This window comes from Collinsella aerofaciens (assembly GCF_039752955.1).
GTDB lineage: Bacteria > Actinomycetota > Coriobacteriia > Coriobacteriales > Coriobacteriaceae > Collinsella > Collinsella aerofaciens_BI.
The window spans coordinates 37,451-64,096 of sequence record NZ_JBDMHB010000001.1; the positions used below are offsets into that span (position 1 = coordinate 37,451).

At 60.8% G+C, this 26,646-nt stretch carries 27 protein-coding genes; 9 read left to right on the top strand and 18 right to left on the bottom strand.

All coding sequences use genetic code 11. The annotated features are described in order from the left end of the window. Window positions 1-186: 186 nt before the first annotated feature. The gene (locus tag ABHR75_RS00140) at window positions 187-2,940 is read right to left on the bottom strand and encodes a PTS sugar transporter subunit IIA domain-containing protein (protein ID WP_195568643.1); all 2,754 of its coding nucleotides are present in this window, start codon (window positions 2,938-2,940) and stop codon (window positions 187-189) included. Between the two features lie 114 nt (window positions 2,941-3,054). Between ABHR75_RS00140 and ABHR75_RS00145 the strand changes: the two genes are divergently transcribed. Further along, the gene (locus ABHR75_RS00145; protein WP_199574332.1) at window positions 3,055-3,342 is read left to right on the top strand and encodes a hypothetical protein; all 288 of its coding nucleotides are present in this window, start codon (window positions 3,055-3,057) and stop codon (window positions 3,340-3,342) included. Between the two features lie 146 nt (window positions 3,343-3,488). On the opposite strand, the gene ABHR75_RS00150 is transcribed toward ABHR75_RS00145, so the two are convergent. Genes ABHR75_RS00150 through ABHR75_RS00170 form a run of 5 tightly spaced genes read right to left on the bottom strand, consistent with a single transcriptional unit; the run spans window position 3,489 to window position 7,523 of the window. Continuing rightward, window positions 3,489-4,925, bottom strand: a complete 1,437-nt coding sequence (locus ABHR75_RS00150) for a family 43 glycosylhydrolase (RefSeq protein ID WP_118080243.1) — start codon at window positions 4,923-4,925, stop codon at window positions 3,489-3,491. 29 nt (window positions 4,926-4,954) lie between these two features. Beyond that, complete coding sequence (locus ABHR75_RS00155) at window positions 4,955-5,359, bottom strand: PTS sugar transporter subunit IIA (RefSeq protein WP_118080241.1); 405 nt, start codon at window positions 5,357-5,359, stop codon at window positions 4,955-4,957. 33 nt (window positions 5,360-5,392) lie between these two features. Beyond that, window positions 5,393-6,253: a PTS system mannose/fructose/sorbose family transporter subunit IID gene (locus ABHR75_RS00160; protein WP_118080239.1), complete on the bottom strand. Its 861-nt coding sequence runs from the start codon at window positions 6,251-6,253 to the stop codon at window positions 5,393-5,395. Beyond that, window positions 6,246-7,019, bottom strand: a complete 774-nt coding sequence (locus ABHR75_RS00165) for a PTS mannose/fructose/sorbose/N-acetylgalactosamine transporter subunit IIC (RefSeq protein WP_118080237.1) — start codon at window positions 7,017-7,019, stop codon at window positions 6,246-6,248. Before ABHR75_RS00165 ends, ABHR75_RS00160 begins: the two co-directional genes overlap by 8 nt. A 15-nt stretch (window positions 7,020-7,034) precedes the next feature. Next, entirely contained in the window at window positions 7,035-7,523 is a 489-nt protein-coding gene (locus tag ABHR75_RS00170) for a PTS sugar transporter subunit IIB (protein ID WP_118080235.1), read from the bottom strand. Between the two features lie 589 nt (window positions 7,524-8,112). Here ABHR75_RS00170 and ABHR75_RS00175 point away from each other — a divergent pair. The 7 genes from ABHR75_RS00175 to ABHR75_RS00205 all read left to right on the top strand — a co-directional run bounded on the left by ABHR75_RS00175 (window position 8,113) and on the right by ABHR75_RS00205 (window position 13,114). Further along, entirely contained in the window at window positions 8,113-8,433 is a 321-nt protein-coding gene (locus ABHR75_RS00175; protein ID WP_346963326.1) for a hypothetical protein, read from the top strand. A gap of 176 nt (window positions 8,434-8,609) precedes the next feature. Then, on the top strand, window positions 8,610-8,870 hold the full coding sequence (locus ABHR75_RS00180) for an iron-containing alcohol dehydrogenase (protein ID WP_308196324.1): 261 nt from the start codon (window positions 8,610-8,612) through the stop codon (window positions 8,868-8,870). Next, complete coding sequence (locus ABHR75_RS00185; protein ID WP_420482012.1) at window positions 8,864-9,658, top strand: hypothetical protein; 795 nt, start codon at window positions 8,864-8,866, stop codon at window positions 9,656-9,658. Before ABHR75_RS00180 ends, ABHR75_RS00185 begins: the two co-directional genes overlap by 7 nt. 326 nt (window positions 9,659-9,984) lie before the next feature. Then, window positions 9,985-11,232 carry a site-specific integrase gene (locus ABHR75_RS00190; RefSeq protein WP_346963327.1) on the top strand — a complete coding sequence of 416 codons (1,248 nt, stop codon included), beginning with the start codon at window positions 9,985-9,987 and terminating at the stop codon, window positions 11,230-11,232. A 218-nt stretch (window positions 11,233-11,450) separates the two neighbouring features. Further along, a complete protein-coding gene (locus ABHR75_RS00195; protein WP_117640700.1) occupies window positions 11,451-11,696 on the top strand; it encodes a hypothetical protein in 246 nt (81 codons plus the stop codon). A gap of 9 nt (window positions 11,697-11,705) precedes the next feature. Next, the gene (locus ABHR75_RS00200) at window positions 11,706-12,092 is read left to right on the top strand and encodes a hypothetical protein (RefSeq protein WP_161145443.1); all 387 of its coding nucleotides are present in this window, start codon (window positions 11,706-11,708) and stop codon (window positions 12,090-12,092) included. 452 nt (window positions 12,093-12,544) lie between these two features. Continuing rightward, complete coding sequence (locus ABHR75_RS00205) at window positions 12,545-13,114, top strand: hypothetical protein (protein WP_196026275.1); 570 nt, start codon at window positions 12,545-12,547, stop codon at window positions 13,112-13,114. Window positions 13,115-13,156: 42 nt separating this feature from the next. Here the strand turns inward: ABHR75_RS00205 and ABHR75_RS00210 are convergent, their stop codons facing one another. From ABHR75_RS00210 to ABHR75_RS00265, 12 genes are all read right to left on the bottom strand, one after another. Next, complete coding sequence (locus ABHR75_RS00210; RefSeq protein WP_346963328.1) at window positions 13,157-13,894, bottom strand: metallophosphoesterase family protein; 738 nt, start codon at window positions 13,892-13,894, stop codon at window positions 13,157-13,159. Continuing rightward, a complete protein-coding gene (locus ABHR75_RS00215) occupies window positions 13,894-14,619 on the bottom strand; it encodes a metallophosphoesterase family protein (RefSeq protein WP_346963329.1) in 726 nt (241 codons plus the stop codon). Before ABHR75_RS00215 ends, ABHR75_RS00210 begins: the two co-directional genes overlap by 1 nt. After that, window positions 14,616-15,254, bottom strand: a complete 639-nt coding sequence (locus ABHR75_RS00220) for a hypothetical protein (RefSeq protein WP_346963330.1) — start codon at window positions 15,252-15,254, stop codon at window positions 14,616-14,618. The genes ABHR75_RS00215 and ABHR75_RS00220 overlap by 4 nt, the downstream gene beginning before the upstream one ends. 359 nt (window positions 15,255-15,613) lie before the next feature. Then, a complete protein-coding gene (locus ABHR75_RS00225; protein ID WP_346963331.1) occupies window positions 15,614-16,603 on the bottom strand; it encodes an IS30 family transposase in 990 nt (329 codons plus the stop codon). A 115-nt stretch (window positions 16,604-16,718) separates the two neighbouring features. Beyond that, window positions 16,719-17,492, bottom strand: coding sequence for an IS21-like element helper ATPase IstB (gene istB / locus ABHR75_RS00230; protein WP_117821545.1), 774 nt, complete (start codon window positions 17,490-17,492; stop codon window positions 16,719-16,721). Continuing rightward, window positions 17,492-18,724, bottom strand: a complete 1,233-nt coding sequence (gene istA / locus ABHR75_RS00235; protein ID WP_346963332.1) for an IS21 family transposase — start codon at window positions 18,722-18,724, stop codon at window positions 17,492-17,494. The genes istB and istA overlap by 1 nt, the downstream gene beginning before the upstream one ends. Window positions 18,725-18,867: 143 nt before the next feature. Then, on the bottom strand, window positions 18,868-19,227 hold the full coding sequence (locus ABHR75_RS00240; RefSeq protein WP_346963333.1) for a helix-turn-helix domain-containing protein: 360 nt from the start codon (window positions 19,225-19,227) through the stop codon (window positions 18,868-18,870). 201 nt (window positions 19,228-19,428) lie between these two features. Next, a complete protein-coding gene (locus ABHR75_RS00245; protein WP_346963334.1) occupies window positions 19,429-19,554 on the bottom strand; it encodes a hypothetical protein in 126 nt (41 codons plus the stop codon). Window positions 19,555-19,741: 187 nt separating this feature from the next. Further along, window positions 19,742-20,941, bottom strand: a complete 1,200-nt coding sequence (locus ABHR75_RS00250; RefSeq protein WP_196026271.1) for a relaxase/mobilization nuclease domain-containing protein — start codon at window positions 20,939-20,941, stop codon at window positions 19,742-19,744. Then, window positions 20,928-21,470, bottom strand: a complete 543-nt coding sequence (locus ABHR75_RS00255; RefSeq protein ID WP_196026270.1) for a plasmid mobilization protein — start codon at window positions 21,468-21,470, stop codon at window positions 20,928-20,930. Before ABHR75_RS00255 ends, ABHR75_RS00250 begins: the two co-directional genes overlap by 14 nt. Window positions 21,471-22,161: 691 nt before the next feature. Next, on the bottom strand, window positions 22,162-22,815 hold the full coding sequence (locus ABHR75_RS00260; RefSeq protein WP_346963335.1) for a hypothetical protein: 654 nt from the start codon (window positions 22,813-22,815) through the stop codon (window positions 22,162-22,164). 65 nt (window positions 22,816-22,880) lie between these two features. Beyond that, a complete protein-coding gene (locus tag ABHR75_RS00265; protein ID WP_346963336.1) occupies window positions 22,881-26,180 on the bottom strand; it encodes a CAP domain-containing protein in 3,300 nt (1,099 codons plus the stop codon). Between the two features lie 139 nt (window positions 26,181-26,319). Between ABHR75_RS00265 and ABHR75_RS00270 the strand changes: the two genes are divergently transcribed. Beyond that, window positions 26,320-26,553: a helix-turn-helix domain-containing protein gene (locus ABHR75_RS00270; RefSeq protein WP_346963337.1), complete on the top strand. Its 234-nt coding sequence runs from the start codon at window positions 26,320-26,322 to the stop codon at window positions 26,551-26,553. The last annotated feature ends 93 nt before the right edge of the window (window positions 26,554-26,646 follow it).

Below are 26,646 nucleotides of genomic sequence, written 5' to 3' on the forward strand. Positions count from 1 at the left end.
TAAACACATAGGGGCCCTGCATGTTTGAGCGTATCGGGAATCTGGTCGCTGATTTCGTCCGCATTTGCTTGCGAAAAACCAAAACGCTCCTCGCGCTTGGCGAACACGGTGAGGCCCGCCGCCTTGCACGCAGCGATCGATGATGCTCGTGTGATGTTGGCTTCCTTCCTTTGCTTGCGAGGCGCGTCACTCGTCCTGCTGAGCCGCGGGCCCATCGTTCGGCGTGGCCTGCCTGCGCGGGGCATGCCGGGAATTGATGTAGTCGTATGCGTAGGCGATCTCCGTGACGGGGACCTCCACGTGGTAATGGGCGGAAATGTCAGAGAAGCTCGTGCGGAATGCCTCGACGAAATCGTTGTGTTCATTGGCGAAGCGCTGCTCGTCTGCGTAGTTCTCGATGGGGCTTCTGGTCACGAGGCGCTCCACGAGACAACACAGGTGCACGTAGAGCCCCATGCTCACACGAGCGCCAATCACGTCTCCGGTGAGCTGCTGGAGCCGCTCTGCGGCACTCTCGATTTCGCCGAAGAGCTTGTTGGGGTTAAGGATTGTGATGGACTCGACCACGTTCCTGAGGGTCATGTTCTTGACGAGATTCTGGTGGAACGTGCGCAAGCTGTCAGCGTCGAGCAAGCGTGCGAAGGCGCGGTCTATCTGGGCCGTTCCTTCGCCGGCGATGAGTTCCTCGAGCGAAATGAACGGGACTCCGTCGGCGTGCGGATTGTCCGTGCCGATGACCGAGCGCACGTTGTACTGGGAGAAGGCGGCATCCTCAGATCCGTTATTGGCGAGCTGCCGCCAGTCAACGGCGACAAGCCGCGCGGGGGACTCGCCAGGCAGGCTCTGCGCCACGAGATCGCGGATCCGCGCAGCTGCGTCAAGTCCGCCTTCGGAGCAGAAGACAATCGCGTCCGGTCGGGCGTTGCGCGCCACGATGTGATAATTACAGGTGCAAGCTGCCGCAGCATCGTCGAGAACCTCTCGCACGGAGCGACCCGCGATAAGTCCGGCGCCAACCTCCACCGCAAGGCCGGTAGAGGCGTTGTTTATGATGCCGAGCGTCATGCCGGAGGTGGATTCCAGACTCTTATAAATATCCTGGAGCGATCCCATGTCCACGAGGATGACGACCTCGTCTGCGTAGGAGAAGCGGTCGATGATTTGCTGAAGAGGAACAGCGACGTCCGTAACCTTCTGGTCGTAGGGCATGTCGATGGCCTCGAAGACCCTCGTGTCAAGAATCCGATTGGCGGCGTCGGCGATGCTCGTGGCGGTCGAGTAGCCATGACTGAGGACGATACCGACGCTCCGACGACGCTTAGACGGGTCGAGTGCGAGTGCCGCATGCGCAAGGACGAGCAGACACGTGAGATCGTCGAGTGCGATGCCGAGCGTGGCCTTGAGTTCATCAGCGATGCAGGCGCAGACAGTAACGGCAAAGCGGTTGCGCTGGGCCACGACGCCGCGCATGCCGGAAAGCTCGCTTGCATGGGAGCTCTTCCAACGCGAGAGGCTTGCGGGCGGCCACAGCTGGAGGCAGATGCCCTGGGCGATTAGATGCGAGCTCTTTCGGGACAAATCGATCGAGTAGAGTTCGTTCACGGAAGTGACGACGCTGTCGGCGATCTGCTCGTATGCGTCGGACTTCGAGCGGCCCGGGTTTTGCCCGAACGCCAGGTAGTCCTCGAGGTCGCGGGCTCGCTCCACCAGCTGAGCGCTGCACGCGCCCCCATCAAGCGTGCCTTCGCGATAGCTCTCGTATGGCTCCAGCATGGCGTCGAGTACATGCCGTGCGCGGTCGTCCGCCTGGCTTTGGATGCTCCGGGTGGTGTCGATGAGCTGCATGTCGTTCTCGCTGCGCTCGAGTGCGGAGCCGGCAAGGATTGCGGAGGGAAGCTGGTAGGTGCGAATCTCCAGGCTGTCACCCTTCGTGTCTAGATAGGCCTCGGCGCAACAGTTGGTGATGCAGTCGCGCAGGCCGCGTACGTTCTCCTCGAAGTTGGTGCCGGCGAGGGCTCGGAAGGCTCCGCGACTTATGAGGATGTCGCGTCCTATGCGTCGGCCCTCCTCCTTGAGGAAGTGGAGAGTCAGTTCCTCACGCTCCTCCTGGGTGCGCTCGCGCAGAGACGGCACCTGGGCGGACATGGGGATGCGACGCGTGAGGCTGCGGCACTCGGTACTGTCTGCCTCGTTTGAGGTGGCAAAGATAAGGCGCACAGCAGGGGCTGGCACAATGGCGCCCGCCTGTGCGGAGGCCCACTCCAAGAGCGCGTCCTGGGCAGCGGGTGAGAGGGCGTCGACGTCCTTGAGATAAACGATGCCGCCGCTCGCCCGATCTGCAGGCCCGCCATCTGCGCACAGGTCGTGAGTGAGCGCGCGGGCATCGTCTGCGTAATGCGAGCAGTCGATGCTCACAAGCTTGGCTTCCTGCTGCAGGACGCCGACGTTCTTGCCGTATTCGAGGGCAAGTTCGGCGAGTAGACCCTTGCCGGTTCCCGAGGCGCCACAGAGCAGGATGGGCAGGCCAGCTGGCGGGTACTTGAGCGCGGCGCAGAGCTGGCTGATGCAGGGCGCAAGGCTCAGCTCGTGACCGATTGCGCGGTCGAAGTCGAGTCGCTCGCCGTTTCCGAGCGTGGCGAAGAGCTGCTCGACCGAAGGGTAGGTGCTACGCTCAATGCGAGACTGGAAGAAGCGTTCGAGGGAGCGGCGGTGGAAGTAGCACACCGGTCGTGCCCCTGCTTTCACCACGAGGCCAGCGCGCACGAGCTCGTTGAGATACTGACTTGCCAGGCTGCGCGAGATGGCGAGCGAGTCGGTTATAGATGCCGTGGTGAAGTGGTCGAGACGGTTCTGGATGCGCCCGCCCCGCGTGCTGCCAAGCTCGCGCGTGATGCGATCGAGGTAGGCAAGCAGGTCTTTCTGTGTCTCGGGGATGTTCATGCGGCTGGTCCTCCTTTCGTCCCACACCTTACGGGCGGGGTGGTGCTCGGGACGGGTTGGCGCCCGCGTTTTGTCACGGGCACGTGAACTTCGGCACTCCATGATACATCTGTAGTGGCATATGGCGACTTCTCGACACCTGCGCTCGACACAGCGAGCGGCAACAGCGCTGTCCGCCGAGCGCCTCACGGGCGTATCCCAACCGTAGGAGTGCGCTTTGCCACCTTTGACTGCCTCCCTGTCGGCAAGCGGCTCGCCGTTCGCTCCGTCTCTGACCACATCGCTCGAATCGACTCTGCCGCCGGCGCTGTGGTGGCCGTCGTGCCCGCAAAGGTCATCAAGCAGGCCGACGAGGTCACCGCGGGCAAGGTCTCCCTCGTCGACGCACTCAGGAATCTGTAGGCGAGGCCCCTAAGGCCGCCTCGCTGTCGGCAGCCCGGGGCCATGTGCCATCAGGGCACAGGACGAGTCCGGTCGCCGGAATGCGGCCGGACCCGTTGTTCGCGTGTTTTGCTGGGGGAGTCGCTGTGGCGACGAGGTTCACTGGCTTACTTTTCCTGTTCGCGCAGCCCCTTCGCCAAGGCTATGTTGGACAGTTTGAGTTCGCCATTCGTTACCGTAACAGCAAGCGAGTGGCCGAACTTCTCGCAGACGCGTGTCGTGAGTGCGGTACCGTCGAGGTAGAGGACGAGGATGTTGTCGTCAACGATGAGCTGCAGGTGGTAAGAACGCCCGGACTCGAGCCAGACTGGCCTCCAAAGCCCCTTATCCATTACGCGGAACCACTTGTAACAGGGGCTCTTGTCGAACGAGAGCCGATTCGCGTCGAGGTCGAAGCGGTATTCGTACGACTCGTCGGTCTCGAGATTCTTGTAGGCTCGAATTGAGAAGTCGCAAGCGTCCCTGAACGTCACGTCTGCCTCGAAGCAGAAGATCTCGCCTGCGTTTTCGGTGATTACGCACTCCGTTCGTTCGTGGTCTCCGCGAAGCTCGATATCCGGGACGGCATCAGGGCACTCGAACGCATCCTTTATGCTTTGGGGAGGGCGAACGCCGAGGGTGCCATTGGGGCGCTGGTACACCTCATGGGGCATAAACGAGCCACCCCAAAGCCAGTTGGCCCGGTCATCGTCGTTCTCGCGCGTGGGGACCCAGCCGGACAGAATCCTGCGCGATCCGTCGAAGGCGGTCCGTCCGGCGTAATACGCCCTCCCGTCGAAGGCGTCATCTCTCGGCTTCTCCCACGGACCGTAGAGATCGCGGCTCATGCGGTAGACGATCTTGTTCTCGTCGCTGTACTCAGAGTAGACCAGGTACCACCAATCGCCAATTTTAAAAATGTCTGGCATTTCGAACATGGTGTAGAGGCCGGGGGCCCAGAAGTCGCCCTTGAACTGCCAGTGCTCGAGGTCCTTCGACGTAAAGTGAACGAGCCTGCCAGTTTGGAGGGTTTTGGAGGGGTCGTCTCCCTTACGCGTGCCCAGTACGAGGAGGTATTCCTTCCGGTCGTCATCCCATATTACGAAAGGGTCGCGCCAGTTGCGCCCATCGTATCCTGGCTGAGGCGTGAGCTCTACTGCAACGCCCGTCTTTTTCCACGTCGCATAATCATCCGAGCAGGCCTTCGCCTGCATGAGCACCTGGGACGTTTTGCCTTCTCGCAGGTAGTTGCGGTTGAACCCGGTATAGAAAGCGCGTACCTCCCCTTTTGCCTCGTAAACGGTTCCGGCGTAGATGAACTGGTCTTGGTCGTCTTCTCCGCCGTGGGGGATCGCCGTTCCGTGTTCCTGGTACGTCACGAAGTCCTGGGTGGTCGCGAGCGACCACCCAAAGGGCTGTCCTTCGGCAAGCGGAGCGGGGTCGCGCGTGTCACGCTGGTGGTATAGATAGAACGTGCCGTCCTTGCCGAAGGGCATGACGTCTCCCACCCACACGTCCTTCGGTTGGTAGAACAGGTGCTGGTTATTGGTCGGGACTTTGCGCATGTCTCGTCCTCCTTACTGTCGCGTCTTTCCTATTCGTCTTCTTCGTCAACGTCCGGAGTAAGATCTCCGAGGTAGACGAGCTGCTCTTTGGCTTGGGTGACGACATGCCTCACCACATCGGGAGTAAGCTGTCCGGCGTGGAGCGAGAGCTCGAGGGCCACGGGAAGGTTTACGCCGGTCACTATGAACGCGCCTCGCGGAGCCGAGCAGGCTACGAGCTGGTTTACGCTGCCCTGAAGGATGTCGGTGAGAACGAGGGTCTCGTCATCTTCGGCGATGCCCTCGAATGCGCTGGCGAGCTTCTCCTCGAGCGGGGTTTCGTCTGTAAACGCGCAGACAACCCTGATGTCGTGCCCCGGTCCTATGATGGCCTTGAGCGTGTCTCCGAGTCCGGCTGCCAGGCCGTAGTGCGATGCAATGATGATGTGCCTCATAATGCGTCCTTTGTGGGTTGGTCTAGCCCTAGGCTAGGCAGCAAGAATGCCGAAAGCCGCGCACACCCACGAGATGATGAGGATGCCGAGGACAATCTTGTTGATGCTGACCTTGCGCTTGACGAGGGCGTAGACGATGGCTGTGGCTATTACGGGCAGCATGCCGACCATGATTTGGTCGAGGATGCCCGTCTGGACGTCGAGCGTGACGTCACCCATGGTGAACGTGAGACCACACGAGACCTTGATGACGGTGGGGATGAGCGCACCGACGACCATCATGCCAAGTGCCGACGTCGACTCGGTGAAAACGGACATCTTCTCGGCAAGGGTCGTGAAGAGCTTGTCGCCGAACTTATAGCCTATGCGCCAGTCAAAGAGCTTCCATACGAAGATGGCGATGGCGACGGCGAGCCAGAGAAGCACGCCGACGGGGTTTCCCGCCTGTCCCATGTAGGCGGCGATGGAGCCGAAGATGGTGGGAATGAGGATGGCGAAGATCGTATCGCCGACTCCTGAGAGGGAGCCCATGAGGCCAATCTTAAGGTCTTGGACCGCGTCGATGGCGTCATTGTGCCCCTTGTCCTCCAAGGCTAGGCCGGCGCCGAGGAGCAGGCCGCTTACCTGGGGAGTCGCATTGTAATAGCGATAGGTGCTCAGAAGTGACCTGCGGTAGCCCTCCTCGTCTCCTGCATAGATCTTGCGCAGGGCGGGTTCGGTTGCGAACATGACCGCCGGGGCACACTGGGACTCATAGTTATAGATGGACGCGCCGAGCATCCAGCGGCGGCCGCAACGGTCGAGATCGGAAACGGTGAGGACTGGCTGGTACGTTCCGTCTGCCAGGCGGGTTGGCGCTTCGTTTGCCTTGGTGGCGTTAACTTCGTTACTCATCTTCCAGACCTCCAGCGTCGAGGGCGTTTACGGACGGATTGCTGTGCGACTTGTAGTACTCGATGGCCGCGGCGGCACCGAGCAGGGCAATGGGGAGAATGCTTATCTGCAGGTAGGCGGCCAGAACGAAGCCAACGATGGCGTAGGCGATGAATTTCTTCATTGGCATGAAGGACAGAAGCATCGCAAGGCCGACGACGGGGAGGATACCGGCGGCGATGGAGAGGCCGGTCGTGAACCAGGAGGGCATGACGGAGAGGAAAGCGTTGACGGCATCGGCGCCAAAGAGCAGTACGGCAAACGTGGGGATGGCCGCCGTAAGGCCATAGAAGACCGGACCGAGGAAAAGTACGCTCTTCATCTGCGAGTACTTGCCCTCTTCGGCAAAGCGCTGCGAGGTACGCCCGAGGAAGCCGTTTGCCGTCTTGGCGATGACGTCGAGCTGAAGGCCGAGCATGCCGACTGCGATTCCGGCGGCAACGCCGACGCTCGCCTCCTGACCCGAGGTGATGGCAACGACGGCGCCAATGATGGCGGCAGTGGGATAGTCGGGGACGGAGGCTCCTCCCATGGCCGCCACGCCCAGGCTCATGAGTTGGACGATGGCGCCGACGGCGAGGCCGGTTACGGGGTCGCCGAGCGCAAGTCCGACGAACCATGCTGGCGTGACGGACATGTTCGTGAGAATTTGTCCCGCGTTCTTCTCGGCTCCGTAGATGAAGGCGATGAGTGTAACGACGGCTATCTGGATGATGGATGGTGTCATAAGTTCACTCCCTTGCTAAAGCGTGATGATGCTGGAGAGCTCTACGGGCTTGTCGGCCGGCACATAGCGAACGGTGATGTCGCAGCCGGTGCCAGCAATCGCTCGATATGCGGGCAGCTCGTCTTTGGTGACGTAGGCGCGACTGCTCACCTGGACGGCGTCTGACCCCTCTTCGGGAAAGACTGTGCCTCCGACCACGAGTGTGGGAACAACCTGGCCCGTCTGTATGACGTCGAGGATGGTCTGGGGGTCTCGCGCCACGATGAAGACCGTGTGGTCGTCGTACTTGCCCGCCCGATAGTTCGTGAGAGCCGTCTCCTTGTTGATAATGGAGAGGGCGACTCCCGAGGGCTTTGCCATCCGCATGGCGGCCTTCTTGGTCGGGTCGTTGGCGACGATGTCATCGATGACCATGAGACGCTGCGGACGGAACTCGGGTACCCACTGGGTTGCCACTATGCCGTGTAGCAGGCGGTTGTCGATGCGTGCTGCGATGATGCTCATGTGATGTTGGCTTCCTTCCTTTGCTTGCGTGACGCGTTTCGGCATGGCCTGTGCCGAAGCGCGTCATTCGTCCTGCCGGGCCGCGGACCCGTCGTTCAGCGTGGCCTGCCTGCGCGGGGCATGCCGGGAATTGATGTAGTCGTATGCGTAGGCGATCTCCGCGACGGGGACCTCCACGTGGTAATGGGCGGAAATGTCAGAGAAGCTCGTGCGGAATGCGATCGAGGTAGGCTCTGTGTCTCGGGGATGTTCATGCGGCTGGTCCTCCTTTCGCCACACACCTTACGGGCGGGGTGGTGCGCGGAACGGGTTGGCGCCAGTGTTTCGTCACGGGCGCGTGCACTTCGGCACTCCATGCTACATCTGAGTGGCATATGGCGACTTCTCGACACTCGCGCTCGACACAGCGAGCGGAAATGGCGCTGCCTGCCGAGCGCCTCGCGGGCGCATCCCGACCGCAGAAGTGAGCGCGAAGGCTCGTCGAAGTGCTGGGTGGGGGACCGGCGGTCTGGATACGCGGTTTCGTTCGGCGAAGGCGGCGAGGCGAATGGCATGGCGAACGTACGGGTTTGACGTGAACGGGTTGCCCGTGGCGGCGTGGTATCGGGAGGAGACGGTCGAGCAGGTGCTCGCGCCGCTGCTCGCCCGTCTCGCGCGCTCGCATCAGGAGAAGGGGTCGCAGGCCCATCTCGGCAACCCGGTGCGCATACGCTATTGCGACCGGGACGGCCACGTGTCGCGAACGGATATCGTCCGCCAGGTGGACGTCGCGCCGCGAAATGCAGACTCGCCTCAATCGTCGGTAAGGGGTGCCGCGGGCGATACGATGGAATCCACGGACCGCACCGCGCCGCCGAGATTGCGACGCGAACGCAGGCGATGCGCCCGAAAAACTCCTCCGCGCATGTAGGGCGAAACGCCAGATTGGAGCTCCATGAACGATTTCTCCTTCTACTCCCCCACCCGCTTTGTCTTTGGGCGAAAAGCGACCGACAAGGTTGGGGGACTCTGTCCGCCTCCGGCTACCGCTGAGCGCTCATTGTCTACGGCAGGGGTTCCGCAGTTCGCTGCGGAACGCTCGTCCGCGTGAGGGCATCGCTCGATGCCGCGGGCGTGGAGCACATCGGGCTTGGAGGGGTGCGTCCAAACCCCGAAATAGGCTTGGCACGAGAAGGCGTCGAGCTCGCACGGGCAAACGACGCCGACATCATCCTGCCCGTGGGCGGCGGCTCCGTCATGGACTGCGCGAAGGCCATCGCACTGGGGCGGTATACGACGGCGACGTATGGGACTTCTTCCGCAAGCGCGCCGTTCCCGCCGACCGCATCGACGTCGCCTGCGTGGTGACCATCCCCGCATCCGGTTCCGAGGCCTCTAACTCCTGCGTTATCAGCAACGACGAGGAGCACCTCAAATGCAGCATTAACACGGACCTCAACCGCCCGGCCATCGCCTTCCTCGACCCGGAGCTGACCTTCAGCCTGCCCGCCTGCCAGACCGCCGCGGGAGTGACCGACATGATCGCCCATATCATGGAGCGACTCTTCTCCGGCGAGCCCGCCGTGGGCGTAACCGACAACATCGCCTGCGGGCTAGTGCGCGCCGCGAGGGAGGCGGCGCCCAAGGTGATGGAGAACCCCGATGACTACGACGCCCGCGCCGAGATCATGTGGGTGGGTACGCTCGCCCATAACGCCCTGCGCGACGGCGATTGGACCTGCCGCGGCCTTGAGCACGAGCTATCCGCACTGGACACCAAGATCACGCACGGCGCCGGCCTCGCCGTCATCTTCCCCGCCTGGATGCGCTACGTATGGCGAGAGCACCCTGAGCGCTTCCTGGAGTTCAGCGCCCAGGCCCTTGGCATCGAACCCATCGATTCGGACGCGGACGAGCTCGATGTGGAGGTAACCCCCGAGCAGGCAATCGAGTACGCGGTCGAAGCGACCATCGACGAGCTGCAGGATTTCTTCGTCTCGCTGGGAATGCCGCGCGCGCTATCGGAGTTCGGAGTCACCGAGGACGATATCGAAAAGATGATTCCGGGCCTCAAGATCAACCGCGGAGAGCTCTTCGGCAGCTTCAGGAAGCTCACGCTGGACAACGCGAGAAAGATTTACCGCAGCGCACTCTAGGAAACAGATGCCAGTCCCCCACGGGCGAGCAGCACGGCGGCCCCCGCAAACCAGAAACGGCGCCGCTCCCGCGACGCCGTCATATTCCCTGGTGCCCCCGGGCGGATTCGAACCGTCGACACCCGCTTTAGGAGATATGATTTAATGCTACCCCCTACCATTCATCAAGCATCATTGAACAGCATATAACCGCAGATAAACATAGCAGTTTGTGTCTTTTGCCTCCGGTAGCTGCGCCTACGCTTTTACAAACATATTACTAACAGCTTTAGCTAAACTGCACTCAACGAATTGTTGAAAACTATTCAAAGAAACGGAGCGCAAAGATGACAGAACAGCCACTAATTAGCGGAAGAGGCACGTGTTGGAAAGACAAGAGATCACCTAACACCTATCGCTATTATTTTTCCCTTGGAGTCAAGGACCCTAAGACGGGGCGCTACAAACGATCCCCAACTTATACAGTCCGTTGCAAGACTAAAACAGAAGCTAAGGCTGCAATGCAGGCCAAGCTGGCTGAAATCAACTCCTCTGGCACGATCACTAAAACTAAAAAGCCCACTTTGCTTGCGTCCTACTGCTGGGCCTTTCATGAAAATAGGGACACCGAGCTTGCGCCAACGAGCTATGAAAGAGAAGCGTACGATTGCAGGCATATCGAAGACCTATTCGGTGCGTTTCAGACAATTGAGGGGCTAACTCCCGATCTAATCGAAGAAACATATGCCGAAGCTCGTCGTACGGGAAAATACAAACCATCAGAGCTTGTACGAATCAATGCGAAACTGCGTCAAATTTTGTCGAATGCAGTCGCAAAGAGAATAATTGACCGAAACCCCTGCGCTACCGTTCATGTTCGCAGACCACGCAACAAAAGAGAATCACTGACAATCGACCAAGTAGCTACCCTATGCACACATCTTCAACACATTGAGCTCACCGCCGAAGCTGTTGGTACACTAGTACTAGTGTATACGGGTATGCGGAAAGGCGAGATGCTGGGCCTCGAATGGCGCGATTGGGACCCTGCCAATAAAACCTTGAAAATTGACAGGCAGTACACCAACGACCATGAACTGAGGGCACCCAAGTCACAAGAAAGCCAACGCAAAATCCCCGTTGGAGAAACCTTGGCCGAACGTCTTCAATCATGGTCAGCCATACAAAAAGAGCTCCTGGCCTCTCTGGGGCTGTCCCAGACTGGCAGCACTCCCATCATTAGCGATATTGCTGTCGAGCAAGGGATCCCTACTGTCTGTCACATGAAAAACTACATCTTCAACCATTGGTTTCGCGATTTCGCAGTTAGCTGCAATCTTGGAATCTATGAGCCGAACAATTCGACTGGCGGAAAACTATATAAGGGCATCTGCCCGCATCAGCTCAGGCATTGTGTAAGCACTTTTATGCTGGCGAACGGATCGGACGTTAGAAGCGTGCAAGGTATTCTTGGCCACGCGGACCCCAATATCACGCTCAAAACGTATACAAGCCTCGTTCAACAATCAGAAATAAAAGCAGTTAAAGGCTACGAAGCCTTCATCAACGCCTATATACAGAGAAGCGAGAAATAGCATGTTTTTCATTCATCGTTTATTTCATAATATTACGGTACTATAATACCGTTTCCGCAGGTAGATGCTTTATTTGATTGACATCTAATGCGTTTTAATACATGCTAAAGCTGTCAGATGGCTACGCATGTAGTCATAGAAACCGGCCCCCCAAGTGCTTATGAACCTGGTACGTCTTACAAGCACAGGGAGGGCCCTCATTGAAAGGATAGCTCATCATGGCTACTCCAAAGATTAGCACTCAGGCGTCCACACCGACTTTCCCCACTGGTGCCGCTCAGTGCGATCGGTTGCTCCGCGTTAACGATATCCGCGAACTCACTGGCTGGAGCGAAAACACCGCACGCAAGTTTATGCGAGAGTCCGGCAAGCTCATCCAGATCCATCGCTCTAATTACATGTTTGAAAGCTCGTTCTACGAGCTTTTCAAGCAGCTTGAAGGTCGTACCGCCCACCTTGATTAGGTGGTAAACATGAGCGAGCTTCCGTCGATTTCCGACATATTTAGCGATGATGCTACTGAGCAACGAGAGATTACGGGAAAAATGGATAAGGCTATTTTTATTTCAGTGCCCGAGTGGGCGTGCTGCGTCACCACCGTTGCCGCCGAGCGTCTCATCCTCGGCCTTGTATGGAAGTTTGGAAAACCTTCCAAAAACAAACGGCCCATGGGCTTCTGCGCTAAAAGCAAATGGATTGAGGATCACTACCGCCTGAGTAAGAACACGATATCCCGGGCCTATACCTCTCTGAAGGATAAGGGGTATATTCAAAAAGTTGGTGATGGCAGCTGGATGCTTAATTACGCCGCAATCTACCGCGCCGCGATTGAAAACGCTTGGGAGCCTCCGAAACTTTAAGCCCACAAACCGACTATCGAGGTCGTGAGAGTCGGTCACCGTCAGGATGCCCACAAGAACATGCCGCGGATGTAAAATGAAGCAGGGTCGAACCGAAACAGTTCCCGGACAATTGGCGTCCGGCCAGACACTTCGATTCGACCCTTTCTCATGCCTGCATCTAAAATACTCCCACAATCATTCTCGACATCTTTAACGCCCTCACCTCCTGCCACCAACACGTCGTAGACGCTATTTACAACGAATCGATATGGCCGCCCGTTCTTTAAGGCACGTGTTACCACGAAAACGTGCGGTATTTCTCCAACCGAAAACCTGCGTGAACGCATGACTTGAGACGCCTTTTAGAACTCACCGATCGCAGGGCGAACACAAATCAACAGCGGCCGTGCATTGTTCCCAGCCATATGGCATGGCGGAGCCATGCCCGTTGTTGATTGGAGTGCCGCACCATGGCAGACGAGAAGAAAATCAGGGAGATCTACGGCGTGAAGTCCGTCCTCGATGAGGCCGCCGAGCGGATCGAGGCGACGTGGCGGGAGAAGCTGCTGCGCGAGACGGGCGACCTCAGAACCGAGAACGCGTTGCTCAGGGCCCAGCTCGACGAATTCAACCGCAAGCTCGTCGAGGCGAGAGACCGGAACGAAAGACTTGAGGCCGACTGCAATGAGCGGGTCGCCTTTATCGAGGAGAAGTTCGAACTCGATACCGCGAGCCTCGAGCTCGAGAACAACGAGCTTCATGCCGCGAGCGTCAGATACCTCGCCGATGCCAGGGAGCTCGACAGGCAGGTCGTCCAGCTCCATGCCGAGGCCGTGGCCATGGTCGATGAGATCGAGCGCCTGCGCGGCGAGCGTGACGCCGCGCTGAAAGCCCAAGCCGAGTTGAACGACGCACTCCTGGCCCAGCGCGACCTGATGGCCGAGCTCGCCGCCCTCAAGGACCGCCTTGCCGCCTCCGAGCAGCGGGCGGCCGTGGCCGAGGCTAAGGTCGAGGTCATGACCCAGATGAAGGACGAGTAGCCCCGCGCTTCTCCTGTCAGGCTACTGATTTCTAGGAATCTTCTAGAGCACTTCCAGAAGGTTCCTAGAACCGGGCGTAGCATCTTCGATCGGCACGATGTCTTGGTAGATCAGGCGATGTCTGTCGTCGCGCCATTCGTCGCCGTGATAATGTCCGAAGAACCAGGCTCGGTAGCCGAGCCGCCCGTCGAGCTCGCCAAGGAATCGTTGCAGCCGGTCGCCTCGATACTCGCGCCCGCGCTCGCGGCACAGCTTCTCTGCCAGGACGGCAGGGGCCTCATGCGTCACCACGTAATCGACCCTCCAGCCTACGCGGTCGAGCGAGGAACGGCAGTGGTCCATCTCCTCCTCGCTCGGCATCTCCTCGGGCCACCAGCTCCTCCCCTCCTTGCGATACTGCCTGTCGTTGCTTGCGGCACCGCCCATGGCAAGGACCGTGAGCCCGTCGATGTCGAACACCTCCCCACGCATCAGGTGCAGCACGTGCGGTCGCGCCTCATGGACGAGGCCGCCGTTCCACTCCCGCACCGGCAGTTCTGCCAGGGCGTGGTGGTTCTCATGGTTGCCGTCTACGAAACACGTGGTCCAGGGCTTCGACTCGAACCAGTCGAGCCAATACCTCTCAGCATTCGAGCCGTCCCAGACAAAGCCGAAGTCGCCGGCCACGATCACCACGTCATCGCGCGTCAGCATGCGCCCCAGCGGCCAAGATTTGAAGGCGAATCTGCTGGCCCCATACTCGGCCCTGCCGTGGACATCGCCTGTCACATAGACCGTCATCAGTACGCGCCCCACGGCAGGAGTTTGTCCCCGAGCCTCACGATCCGGTCATACAGCACCGTGTGCCGTTCGTCCGGATTGCCGTCTCGGTGAAAATGTCCGTAATACCAGCGCTTGTAGTCCAGGCGGTCCTCGAGCTCGTCGAGGAATCCGGTCAACCGGTCCACATCGGGGCGTTCCCAGCCTGGGTCCGGGTAGAGCGTCGGCGAGAGCATGCGCGTGGCGCAGGTATGGGTGATGACGCAGTCGACCTTCCAGCCGACCTCGTCGAGCCTTGCCCGCGCGGTATCGAAATCGCGCTCGTCCGGGAGCTCCTGAGGCCACCAGCTGGAATACGGCACGCGGTATTCCCTGTCCACGCTCGTGGCACCGCCCATGGTGAAGATTGTCGAACCGTCGAGCTCAAAGACCTCGCCGCGCGTCAGGCGCCGAATGGACGAAGTATCCGACAGGCGTTGCGTCAGCCCGCCGTGCCACGGTTCCATGGGACGCTCCTCCCAGTGGTCGAAGCGCTCGTGGTTGCCGTCGACGAACAGTACCGTGTAGGGGCGCGACTCCAGCCAGGCGATGTCGGCGCATTCCTCGGCAGAAAAGTCCCACGGAAAGCCAAAGTCGCCGGCGACAATGAGGTAGTCATCGCCGGTAAGGCTATTCCCAAGCTCCCAGTCGCGGAGCTTTTGCATGTCGAGCCCACCGTGGATGTCGCCTGTCACATAGACCGTCATCGGATCGCCTCTTTCCGCTTGTAAACCGCCAGTTCGCGCTCGACCTGCCTGTCGCCTGTCTCGTTGACCCACCAGGGCCATTTCACCCGGCCGCACGGCTCGTCGACTCCGGCGAACCATTCCCTCAGCTCGTCGAGGCTCACCGGGGAGTGCCCGTTGGCATCGCAACCGACGTCGTAGCGCAGAAGGCCCTGCTTGCGGTTGAACTCGTTGTACGCGCCGCCGCTGGTGTGGATGTGCCCGTGGAGGTGCCACGATCCATGGTTCATGCCCTGCCAGTCGGCCATGGGGTAATGGCTCAGGACGATCTTCTGCCCGTCGATCTTGAGCACGCAGATCGGCGGCTCCACGGTGAACGCGCCCGCGACCGCCGGCTGGGTCCAGTCCTTGTCGTGGTTTCCCGGGACGAGGTGGATGCGCCTGCAGGCGATCCGCTTGCGCAGCCCGTAGGCGTCCTGGGCGGTCATCTTGAATGAGAAATCCCCCAGGATGTAGAGCTCGTCGTCCACGGCGACCCTGCCGTTGATGTTGTCGACGATGGCATCGTTCATCTGCCAAATCGTCTCCCACGGGCGATCGGTAAACTTCAGCACATTCTCATGCCCGAAGTGGGTGTCGCTGGTGAACCAGATCATATTTATGTCTCCTTTTATCGCTAAAAAACGTTCTCCCTCGAGGTCAGGAGACGTTTTATGAGCGACATGAGGTGCATATCCCTCATGTTCCAAGCTCCAATCTGCCGGATTTGCCCAACTAAAAGTTTACGCCGGTTGATTTCCGATCTCAGCCGAACACATTAGGCGGACAGGCCGTTCCCGCAGCTAGCCGAACGCCCCCGAGGCCCCATCCGGGCCCCGGGGGCGCCGTTTTCCCAGTTGAAGGAACGGTGGAGATGTGTTTCGATGGGTCCGGTGGCCATGCTCCGCCCTCCGCCCGGCACCTCTTCCCAGACTCAGCCGGACGGTCGGTCAGTCTATTCCGTTTTGCCTTCAGGCTAGGCCAGCGGGGCATCGCCCCTCTCTGCGCGCGCCCTCTCGATGAGTCCCGGCGTCAGGTCGAGCTCGGCCAGAGGCACGTCCTCCACGCCGTAGGCGTTCAGCAGCGCCGCCGCGTCGTCCCCGAGCATCGCCCGGAAGGCGCGCGCGGGCGTCGCGAAGCCGAGCGCGCCGCGGGGCTCGGAGTTCACGTGCGACATCGCGAGCGCCATGTCGGCCGGGGATAGCCGGTCGAACCTGAGCCCGGCGCCCTTGGGCAGCAGCTTCCTTATCTCGACGTGGTTTCGCTCGCAGGCGCCCTTCTGGTCGCTGCGCCTCGGGTCGCAGTAGAACAGCCTCGTCTCGCCGGGCCCCTCGCCGAGGAGCGCGGCGATCGCGCCCTCGTCGGAGAACTCGGCGCCGTTGTCGGTGAGCACGGCGCGGAACACGCGGCGCGTCCCGTCTGCGCCGAGGACCGCCCGGACGCCCTCCAGGGCGGCCGCGACGCACCCGGAGGTCTTCTCCCCGAGCAGGAGCGCCAGCTGGAGCCTGCTGGGGCGGTGGAGCAGCGTGAGCAGGCAGGCCGAGTCCTCCCGGGCGCCCTCGACGGTGTCCATCTCCCAGGCCGCGGCGCACGCGTCCTCCCCGAGGGCGAGGAACGCGGCGTATGACCTGCGGGCGGAGTGGCGCGTGGCCGCCCGGACGGCGGCGCGCCTCCTCGGCCTGTAGCCGACCTTGCGCCTGAGCTCCATGTTGGTCATGCCGTCGTAGCCCGCCGCGACCCAGCGGTAGATGGTCGACGGCGACAGGTCCACCGGCCCTCCGTTGCATGCGGCCATCTGCTCGGGCGAGAGCCCCCGGCGCAGGCAGTCCCTGATGGCCTCCAGCCTGGCCGCCGCGGCCGGCTCGTCGGCGTCGATCCCGCGCCTGGACGAGACGAGCACCGAGTCGGCACACAGCTGCGCGGCGCGGGCCTCGTAGAAGACGTGCGGGCGGCGCTTGCAGCCCATCGCGCGGTAGCGGCTGTTAGCGTCAATCTATTTTTCACCAGTTTCGCTAAGCAGGCGCGCCGTTCGCGCAAAGGCGGTTTCACCGGTTGCGCTAACGTATTTTCACCGATTCCGGTCACGGCTTGACGGGCCCGTCCCTCGGCAGGTCCTTCAGCCTGTAGGACCTGCCGGTTATCTTGACCAGGTGGCAGTGGTGGCACACCCTGTCCGCGATCGCGCTCGCCGCCACGTCGTCCCCGAACACCCTGCCCCAGCCGCTGATCCCCACGTTGGTGGTGATGATCGTCGAGCGCTGCTCGTAGCGCGTCGATATCAGCTGGAACAGCAGGTCCGCGCCCGCGCTGCCGACGTCGAGGTAGCCGAGCTCGTCGATGATCAGCAGCCTCGAGTGGGCGTAGTACTTGAGCCTCTTCTTGAGGATGCCGCGCGACGAGGCGTCCTCGAGGTCCTCGACGAGCCGGGCGCAGTCCACGAACCTGACCTCGCGCCCCGCCCTGACCGCCTCGATGCCAAGCGCGACGGCGAGGTGCGTCTTGCCCACGCCGGGGCTCCCCACGAGCAGGACGTTCTCGGCCCGCTCGACGAACCTCAGGGTCGCGAGCTCCTCGATCTCGGCGCGCGGGACCGACGGCTGGAAGTCCCAGTCGAAGTCCGCCAGCCCCTTGACGTAGGGGAACCCCGACGACCGTATGCGCTGGTTGGTGATCCTGACCTCCCGGGCGGCGACCTCGACGCGCGTCATCTCCTCGAGGGCGGAGGCGAAGCCCCGCTCGCCCGCGGCGACCATCCTCACGTAGTCGGGCAGGGACGCCGCCATCTCGTGCAGCCCGAGCGCGGAGAGGTTCGCCTGCGCCCTGATCGAGGGGCTGCCCTCCGCGACGGCGCCCATCACGCCCCTCCGAGCGAGTCGAGCAGCGCGAGGTTGGCGCGCGCGGCCTCGGCGATGTCCGCGTCGGCCAGGCCCCGCTTCCCCTCGAGGGCCTGCCCATAGTGGTCGGGGTCGTAGTTGATTGGCCTCGACGGCCCGGACGCGGCGTCGTGGACGGCGACCTCCTCGCCGGCCATCCTCACCACGACCTGGCCGCCGGGCATCGCTATGACGCTCACGCGCCGGCCGATGCAGCGCCTGGGCACGGACCACTCCCTGCCGGCGGCCCTGACGAGCATGGTCGGCGGGACGGTCTGGACGCTCACGTCGCCCACCATCGACTCGAGGAGACGGAGGTTCCCGATGGGCCGCAGGCTCTCCTTCTCCCGCATGAACAGCGCGTCGGGCGGCAGGCCGGTGGTGCGGTTCGGCTCCGAGTTTGCCTGGGCCTCGACCCGGGCCACCGCCTCGGCGAGGCCGCCCCACCCGGTGAACTCGCCGCCGTAGGCGAGCAGGCGGTTCAGGAAGCGGTTGGCCGACTCGTCCTTGCCCTTGGTCTGCGGCGAGCGCGGCGCGCAGAGCCTGAGCTCGAAGCCGGCCTCCCGCGCGAACCGCCACGCCCTCTCCTGCCTGGTCCTCCTGCGGCCGGAGACGGTCACCAGGCACGACATGTTGTCCGTGATGCACTCCTCCGGGACGCCGCCGAGGCGGGTGAAGGTGGCGAGCAGGCAGGACAGCAGGTCGTCGAGCGTGCGGCTCCTGACCGGTATGAAGCGGTGCTTCCTGGAGTAGCCGAGCGTCGCGGTGAACACGCTGAACTCGAAGACCTCGCCCTCCGAGTCGACGAGCCTCATGCCCTCCTTCCAGTCGAACTGCAGCTGCCTGCCCGGGGGCGTCTCGAACCGCGGGTGCGGCTCGCGGCCGCCCGCGCCCCCGAAGGGCATGTCGCGGGCCCGGCACCATGCGGTGAAGGCGCCGTACCCGGGCAGCCCCTCCCCGCGGCCCTCGCGCAGGAACGCGTACACGGCCATCTTGGTCATCCCGGGCAGCTGGGCCTTCGCGCGGATCACCTCCTCGAGCGGGTCGAAGGCGCTGCCCCTCGCGGACCTCCCGTCGGCGGCGGACTCGCCCTCCCGCCAGTACTTGGCGACCGTGTGCCGGTCCATGCCGTGCCTCCTCGCGATCTCGCTGAAGTTCGGCTTCGCGCCGGACCCCCTGTAGACGTTCAGCTCTCCCATTACGTTTCGCTCCATATCCCGCTCCTCCCGGGTCGGATACCCGATCGGAGCATAGTTCCGTTAGCGCAGTTGGTGAAAGTACGTTAGCGGGGTCGGCGAAATCGCGTTAGCGCATTCGGCGAGATGCGTTTGCGAAAGTGGTCATTTTTAGATTAGCGCTAACAGCGGCCGCACCCGTTGCAGCAGCGCGGCCACGCCGCCAGGCGCGGGCAGGCCGACGACAGGTCGGTGTCGGCGCCCACGCGCTCGCCGCGCCTGGGCTTCGGCGCCGTCACGAACCTGTGCGACGCCACCTCGGCGCTCACCGTCGAGGGCGACCTGCCCAGCTCCCTCGCGATCTCCCTGCACGAGGCCCTGCGCTCCAGCATCCTCTGGACCGTGTCCCGCTCGTGCCTCGTGAGCCTTCCGTAGGCCCTCGGGACCGCCCTCGCGGAGCCCCTATTCTTCTTTCCGGACATGCCGTCCTCCGATCTCCCGGGGCCGGCCGGTCCGGCCCTCAGGGTATCGGGTTCCCACATTCATCCGCACATGTGCGGATGAATGTGGGAGGTGTTCGGATGAAGTCGATAATCAAGGAAAAGTTTACGCCCACGCGCGAACAGGATTTGATTTTTGAAATATGGACGAATTCCTCGTCAGGAGGGTAAAATGGTGCCGACGGCAGCCCAAGTTGTAGAGAGCTGGGCAGAGCCGTTGCTTAACGAAGTTAGGTCATCGTCTTAGCGACGGTGGCCTTTCTTTTTGGGCTTCGAACCCTGCTTGAGTGCCTTGGAAAGGCCGACAAGGGGCGTGAGGAGCGAGACCATAGCGGTCAGGAGCTTCACGGACTCAGTGAAATCGGTCATGGGCATCACCTCCCATCGGATGGAGGACTCTGCCCGGCACGAGAGCTGCCGCCAGCAAGGACGATTCTATCAGAGCGGCTGACTCCCGCCGATCAATTCATACTCCTCACCCTCGCCGAATTGCGAGCATGAAAGAATCGGCACTGAATAGCAGCGCGCTAGGGCACCGACGATAGGCTTTCCAAAACTAGCGAGGCGTGTTGCCGTGCGAGTAGTCACCGCGATCGACGACGCGATCGTCCATCTGCCGCGATGCGGAGCTTCCGCCATGTGCTTGGCCTGCGGCGCGAACGCGGTCGTCGCCGGCATCGGGAACGGCGCCGGCGTAACGATTGCGAATCTCCCTTGCGTAACCGCGACGCGCAAGAAGCTCATCGCGAACCGCCGGATCTTCGAGCAGATCTTCATCGCACTTCGGGGCAACGAATTTAGGAAACGAATTGTAGGCGACGCCTTTGCTCGCCTTCGCCTGCTCGACCCACGCCGAGTATGCTTTCTTGAGACGCTTGATGTAAATCTCACAACGTTTCTCGTATGGAAGGGCTCGCTCGGCTTCCAACACGTTATTTTCGAAAGCCATCTGCAACGACTTCAACGCGAAGCGCCCGTCGAGACGGGTCAGGTTGAAAGTGCACTTCGGATTGCCGGCCTCTTTGATATCGAGATCTGTCGCATAGACTCGATTGTTCTTGATGAAAATGTCTACGCCCCATGAGGCAAGTAATTTCTTGAACTGCTCCATATTCTTTACGCGACCTTCGTCGATCGCAATATGGATCAGCTCGCGCAGATTGTTTTTATAACTGTACTCACCGCGACCGATAATCTCCTTTTCTGTGTCGCGCGGCTGGCGATCGCGAATCTTCGAATTCTTCTTTCCCTTTTCGAGCTGAGTGAGATTCCAGGCCTCGTCCATTTCACGAACCCATGCAGCGCGTTCGTACTTTCCCTTGCGACCGCCGATGTCGCAACGCTTGCCGGTGTCAAGGTTTGTCCGGTTGATCGCCATGTGCACTGCGTAGCGTTTTCCCGCCTTATCGCTTTCTTCATGCAGCGCGAGAATCACTTGTTGATGCGGATAGTGCTTCGCAAGCCATTGCTCCGCGTAGGCCAAACATGCATCGGGAGTCATCTTGCCCCCGTTGCATGAGCATTCTTCCGGAAGGAACGCGAGGATCTGATGAAGCAGGATTACGTTTTTGGCTCCGGCTCTCGACGGTTTGTCGTGATGGAAAACCTTTCTGGTTCTATCCATTTTCGAAAACCAGCGATCGCTGTATTCGATGTTCCAGCCACCACGCACAAGCGCATCTTTTCCGTTGATGTATTTACGGACGTTCTTCGCATACCGTTCACTCGAAACACTCTTCTGCTTAATGACGGTCATTTTGGTCACCGCCGACGAAATATCGCTTCTCAAACTCGTCGATGAAACGGTCCAGCTTACGCCCAACTTGGTAAACCTTTTCGAGCGTGCGGAAAACAGCTTTCTCGTTGTACGCGGGAAGCCCCTGGGCGTTCACAAAATACATCAGCTGATTGAGGTTTGTTCCTTCCTTCAAAAGTTCGTGATAGATCTTGTCGATCGACGCCCGATCGACATCGATTTTCTCGACATTCCCTTTGAGCAGTACGCGACGTGCATACGCACTGACAGTCATATCGAGGGAATCAGCATTGCTTTCAATTTTCGTTTTTTCTTCCGGTGAGACCCGGACGTGAATGTCATCGGTTCGGAATTTCTGGTCAGCGATTTCTGAAAAACCAAAATCGATATCGAGATCGTCGGCATTGCACAAAGCAAAGCGGATGAGTTCCGCCTCGCTCATCTCATGTCGCTTTGCGATTGCAGTGATGGCTTTCTTCTCTTCATCGGAAAGAGACGCCTTGACGGTGTGTGGGCGGAGCCTACTCATGATTCCTCCGGAAAACGAATCAGCGATCGGAGAGGCCTCCGATCAAAACCTGCTATGCGATTCGCTTTCCTTTTAATGAGGAACGGCTGGCGTCGTTCCAAAATGAAGAATCGTCTCCGCGATTCTTCATCGCGAAGTTCCAACTTCACGATAACCTTATCGCCGTAGCAGGCGGTAAGCAAGGTCTGTGGCGTGGTGTTTTTGGGGTCCGAATGGGCCCACAAAAATGCCACCCACAGTCATCTTGCAATCACCGGTACGGCGATTGGGCGGAACGCAGTGTAGACATGGAATGAGAGGCCTCATTCCAAGCGAGATGCCTCGCGTTGTCGAAACGAAAAGTGAAGACCGTGAGCGGAAGCGAACTTTTAACGCGAGGGATGCCGAGTGTTAAGAGTTCGCTGTAGCGAGAGCGAAGCGGTACTGCGAATGCGAGGGATGCCGAGTTTTTGCATTACCGCGCAGCGGACTCCGGGCGAGGGCTGGAGCAAGTTGATGGAAGACCTTACCGATTTGCGGAAGGTTTTGCCCGAAGCATCCGGCACCGCCGGATTCTTTTGGAACGGCCTCTCGTTTGATTGCTTTCCTATCGTTTGCTCCCAGACTGGGCGTCTAAAAAAGGCGGCCGAAACCGGCCGCCCGCAAATAAATATTTATTTACCGAATATAAGAGAAGAGGAACAAATGTCCATTACTCCCAGTGACCGGCGACATCGACAACCCAATGCTGTCCCGTAGCCTTCTGCTCATAATGACCCTGGTCCTCAGAGGTGGTATACGAATCATCGACAATTGATCCGCCGATGCCGCCTGAAAACGCATCATTTTCACTCCACGAATAGGCGGCATCTTCGGAATCGAAGGGGCCTACCATAGTACCACCATGGTTTACCCAATAGCGAGGATGACGCGTGTATACCACGTTCGGTACCCAGACCTGGCTGTAATCGGTCTCCCAGTGCCCCTGCTCGGCAACCCACTTCTTCTGGCTACCGCCATTAGAAGAGGAATTATTGCTGCCGGAACCCTGTGAATTGCCGGAACCCTGCTTCGAGTCGGAGGAGTTTCCCTTGCTGTCAGACTTCGACGAGTCGGAAGACTTGTTATCCTCCTTCTTGGAGTCATCGGACTTCTGGTCCTTGTCGTCGGATTCTTTCTTCTCCTCGGTCTTGGCTCCAGAGGCTTGCGTCGCCTTTTCTTCGCTTGGCTTCTTTTTGTCTTTATTCTTTACCGCTGTGGCGGCCCTTTCCGTAGAGCCGCTTCCTTGCTTTGCAACGCTGGCACATCCAAGTTGAGGTGCCGAAAGGCACACCAGAAGCGCAACGATAATAGCCTTTGTTCTCACACCGATCTCCCCGTCCATGAAACCGGGCGTTGGACACTAGCCGATATCCAACGCCCGGCTCGCTTTTACATCTGCTCGCGGCGCTTCTTTTGATCGAGGAAGACGCCGGCTGCCACGAGGACGGTACCGCCGATGACGAACGTCTCGCCGATGAGTCCCGCGCGGTCACCGGTCTGGGCGAGGCTGCCGGGCTGGGCGGTATCCGTGCCGGCGAGGTGCTTCGGGGTGTATGCCGCCTGCTGCTTTGCGGCCTCCTCTGCCTCCTGTCGTGCGATCTCATCGGAAAGCTTCTGCTCCGCCGCGATGCGGTCGGACTTCGCCTGCTCGTAGGCGGCGAGTGCCGCATCGTAGCCGGACTGGAGCCCGTCCACCGCGGCCTGCTTCTCGTCCAGGATGGCCTTGGCGGGCGCGACCTTGGCGCGTGCCTCGACTGCTGCGGCGAAAAGCGCGTTGAGGACGTCATCCGCGTTCACATCATGGCCGGAAGCGATCGCCGCGCCGGCATCGATGGAGTTCAGCTTCGACAGCTTGGCGTCTGCCTGCGCCTTCGCCTGCTCGGCGGCGGAGACCAGGGACTCGGCGGCGATGGTATCCGCCTTCGCGGCATCGAGGGCGGCCTTGGTGTCATTGACGGCCTTTACTGCATCCTGCTCGCGCTGCTGTGCCTCTGCGAGCTTCGCGGCAAGACCGGTGAGGATGTCGAGGTTCGACTGTGCATCCTCGAGATCGGTCTGGGAGCCGGTAAGCCTGTCGGCGGCAACGCCGGTGTCGACCTTTGCGGCATCGACGGCACGCTGTGCATCCGCGAGGGCGCGTGCGGTGGCGTCCGCCTTTTGCTCGGCGGCGGCGAGGACGGTCGCCTTCTCGACCTGATCGGCTGTCGCCGCGTCATGGACGCTCTTTGCTGTATCGAGCGCCTTCTTGGCGTCGGCGACGTCTTGGAAGAACTTCGCGAGATCGGCGTTCGCATCGTCCACGCCCTGCTGCTTGGATGCGGTGTCCGCCTTGGCGGAGTCCAGCTTGGACTGTGCGGTCGTTACGGCTGCGTTGGCGGCATCAAAGGCGACCTGCTTCTGCTGGACGGTCGACTTTGCCGTATCGACTGCCGCGTTGGCGGCATCGAGGTCCGATTTCGCCGCATCAAGCTCGATCTGGGCATCCGTGACGCCCTGCTGCTTGGCGGCGACATCAGCCTTGGCTACATCGACGGCACGCTGGGCATCGGTGACATCCTGCTTCGCGGTATCGACACCTGTCTGTGCGGCATCGAAGGCATCCTGCTTCTGCTGGACGGTTGCTGCGGCGCCGGCGGCTGCCTGCTGCTTGGCTGCGAGATCGGCCTTGGCTGCGTCGAGTGCGCTCTTGGCGTTCTTCAGGCCGTTGATGTAGGAGGTCAGCTTCTGCTCGTACTCGTCGACGGAGATGGCTCCGGTATTCCAGCCCGAACCGGCCCAACCGCCGTATTGCAGCGTGAGCGAGAACGTCAAACGGGTGTCATCGTTCAGACCGCATCCCATGACAGCATAGTCAGGGTTGATGATGTTCATGTAATGACCGATACGGTAGTAATCGAACTTGTCCTGGTTGGCGTACCAGAAGTCGTAGGCGTCCTTTCCGGAAAGATTCGTCGCACCAAGGGATGCTGCAGTCTTGTCAAACAGATCCTTTTCCTGATAGATCCAGGCCTTGCAGGGGTCGCGATAGCTCCAGGCAAGGTTTTCACCGACATCGAACTGCTGGGCATGCTCTACATTTTTCGTCGAATAGTTTGCATCTGCAATCGCTGCCGCAATGAGCTTATAGCTTACCTCAAGCTCGGAAAGGCCGACGGACTTACGGTAGGCGTTCACGTTCTTCATGACCGTGATGGACGAAAGCATGTTTTCAAGGCCCGTTGCGTCGAGACTGTTTCCGATCTCGGTGTAGTCTTTGTACGTGCAGTTCTGGATGATCTCGATGGCTGAATCGGCACCCATGGCACGGAAGAAGCCGATGGCTCCCTGCTTGAGCTGCGCGTCGGCGGAATCGAGTTTCGCCTGGGCCTCGTCGACCTTCTGCTGCGCGGCGGTCACGGCGGCGTCAGCGGTATCCTTTGCGGTCTTGGCGTTCGCGAGCTCTACGTCGGCGGCTGCCTTGGCGGACTCGGCGTCCTTGACAGCCTGCTTCGCGGCATCCAGCTTGGCGACGGCGTCGGCATTCGCCTGCTTGGCCGCATCGAGGCCGGCGTTCGCGGCATCGAGAGCGGACTGGGCGGCGTTCACGCCGGATTCGGCATCGGCCGCGGCCTGCTGCTTTACGGAGAGGGCCACCTGGGCATCATTCAGGTCGGCCTGTGCCGTTGCCGCAGCGGACTGTGCCTGCTCGAGCTCGGACTTGCACTGGGACTGCACAGCTCGTGCGGCGGCGAGGGCTGCCTCTGCGTCCGCGACCTTCTGTTTTGCCGCATCGTACTCCGGACCGCTGGCACCGGCCTCCGCTGCGGCGAGGTCTGCTTTCGCCTTCTCGTAGGCGGCGCTGGCGGCCGCGGCCTTCGCATCCGCCGCGTCCTTGTTCTGTTGGGCTGCAGTGAGGACAGAATCGGCGGAATCCTTTGCAGACTGGGCCGCAACCAGCTTGGACTGGGCATCGGCAAGCGTCGCGTTGGCGTTGGCGAGGTCGGCCTGTGCCCTGCTCACGGCATCCGTGGCGTCGCGCACGGCCTGCTCGGCGGCACGGATAGCCTCCGGGGTGGCGCCTACGGCATCTGCCTTGGCCTTATCGAGGGCATCCTTGGCATCTTGGGCCGCCTTGAGGGCGGACTGGTACGCTTCGTCCTTCTCGGACGCATCCGCCTTGGCGTCTGCGAGACCCGCCTTCGCCTGCTCGAGGTCCTTGCCGGCGGCATCGGCGGCGTCCTTGCCCTCCGCGACCTGACGGGCGTACTCGTCCATTGCCGCTCGGTCGGCTGCCGTGCCGGCGCTGACTGCCGAATCGTAGGATGCCTTGGCCTGGTCGCGGGCGGAAGCCGCCTCGTTGTAGGGACCGGCGGCCTCATCGTAGGATGCCTTGGCGGCGTCCTCCTTCGCCTTCGCCTCATCGACTGCCTTCTGCAGGTCCGCGATGGTCTGTGCGGCGGATTTCGCGCCGGTACCGGATGCCGCGCCGGCGTGGGCGGCGATCGGCGACATCACGGCGGGGTGCTGCGTGCCCCCGTCACCGGTCTGGGCGAATGCCGTGAACGGTGAGATGAGGCTCGACCCGGTCATGGCGGCCATGGTCGCCGCGGTGACGGTCAGACGCGCGATCCCCTTCGGAGTGTGAATCTTTTTGTTTGGCAGTGCGGCGAAGTGATCGCCACCGGCAGCGAAGTGCTTTCCCTGAGTCATTGTGCTGTTCCATTCCTTTTCCGTGCCCTATCCGACTGGGCATCAGAGCGCTTTCCAATAGAGATAATTATGCGCCTTAACTGGGATTGTTGTATATAGTCCGTTGGCATAAATACAACAATCCATGACTCTTTTTGTCATGGATATCTCGCCGCTACAACAATCCTTTGGTCTACGCTGCAAAGAACTCAGATCAGAGTCTGGTTACTCACAAGAGCAATTTGCGAACCGCATTGACATGGACAGGTCTTACTACGCCTCGATGGAGGTCGGGCGAAGAAATGTCAGTCTTTCTAACCTCTCTAAAATTGCCAATGGATTCAACATATCAATTGCTGCACTTATGACTGGTGTATCCGATAAATCGGATTAGTCCATCAATCAGCGAACGAAGTGAGCGAATAAATCGGCGGCGTAGCCGGCGGCAAGGACACGGTACGTGGCCGCGCAGCGAGCTCCGCGAGCG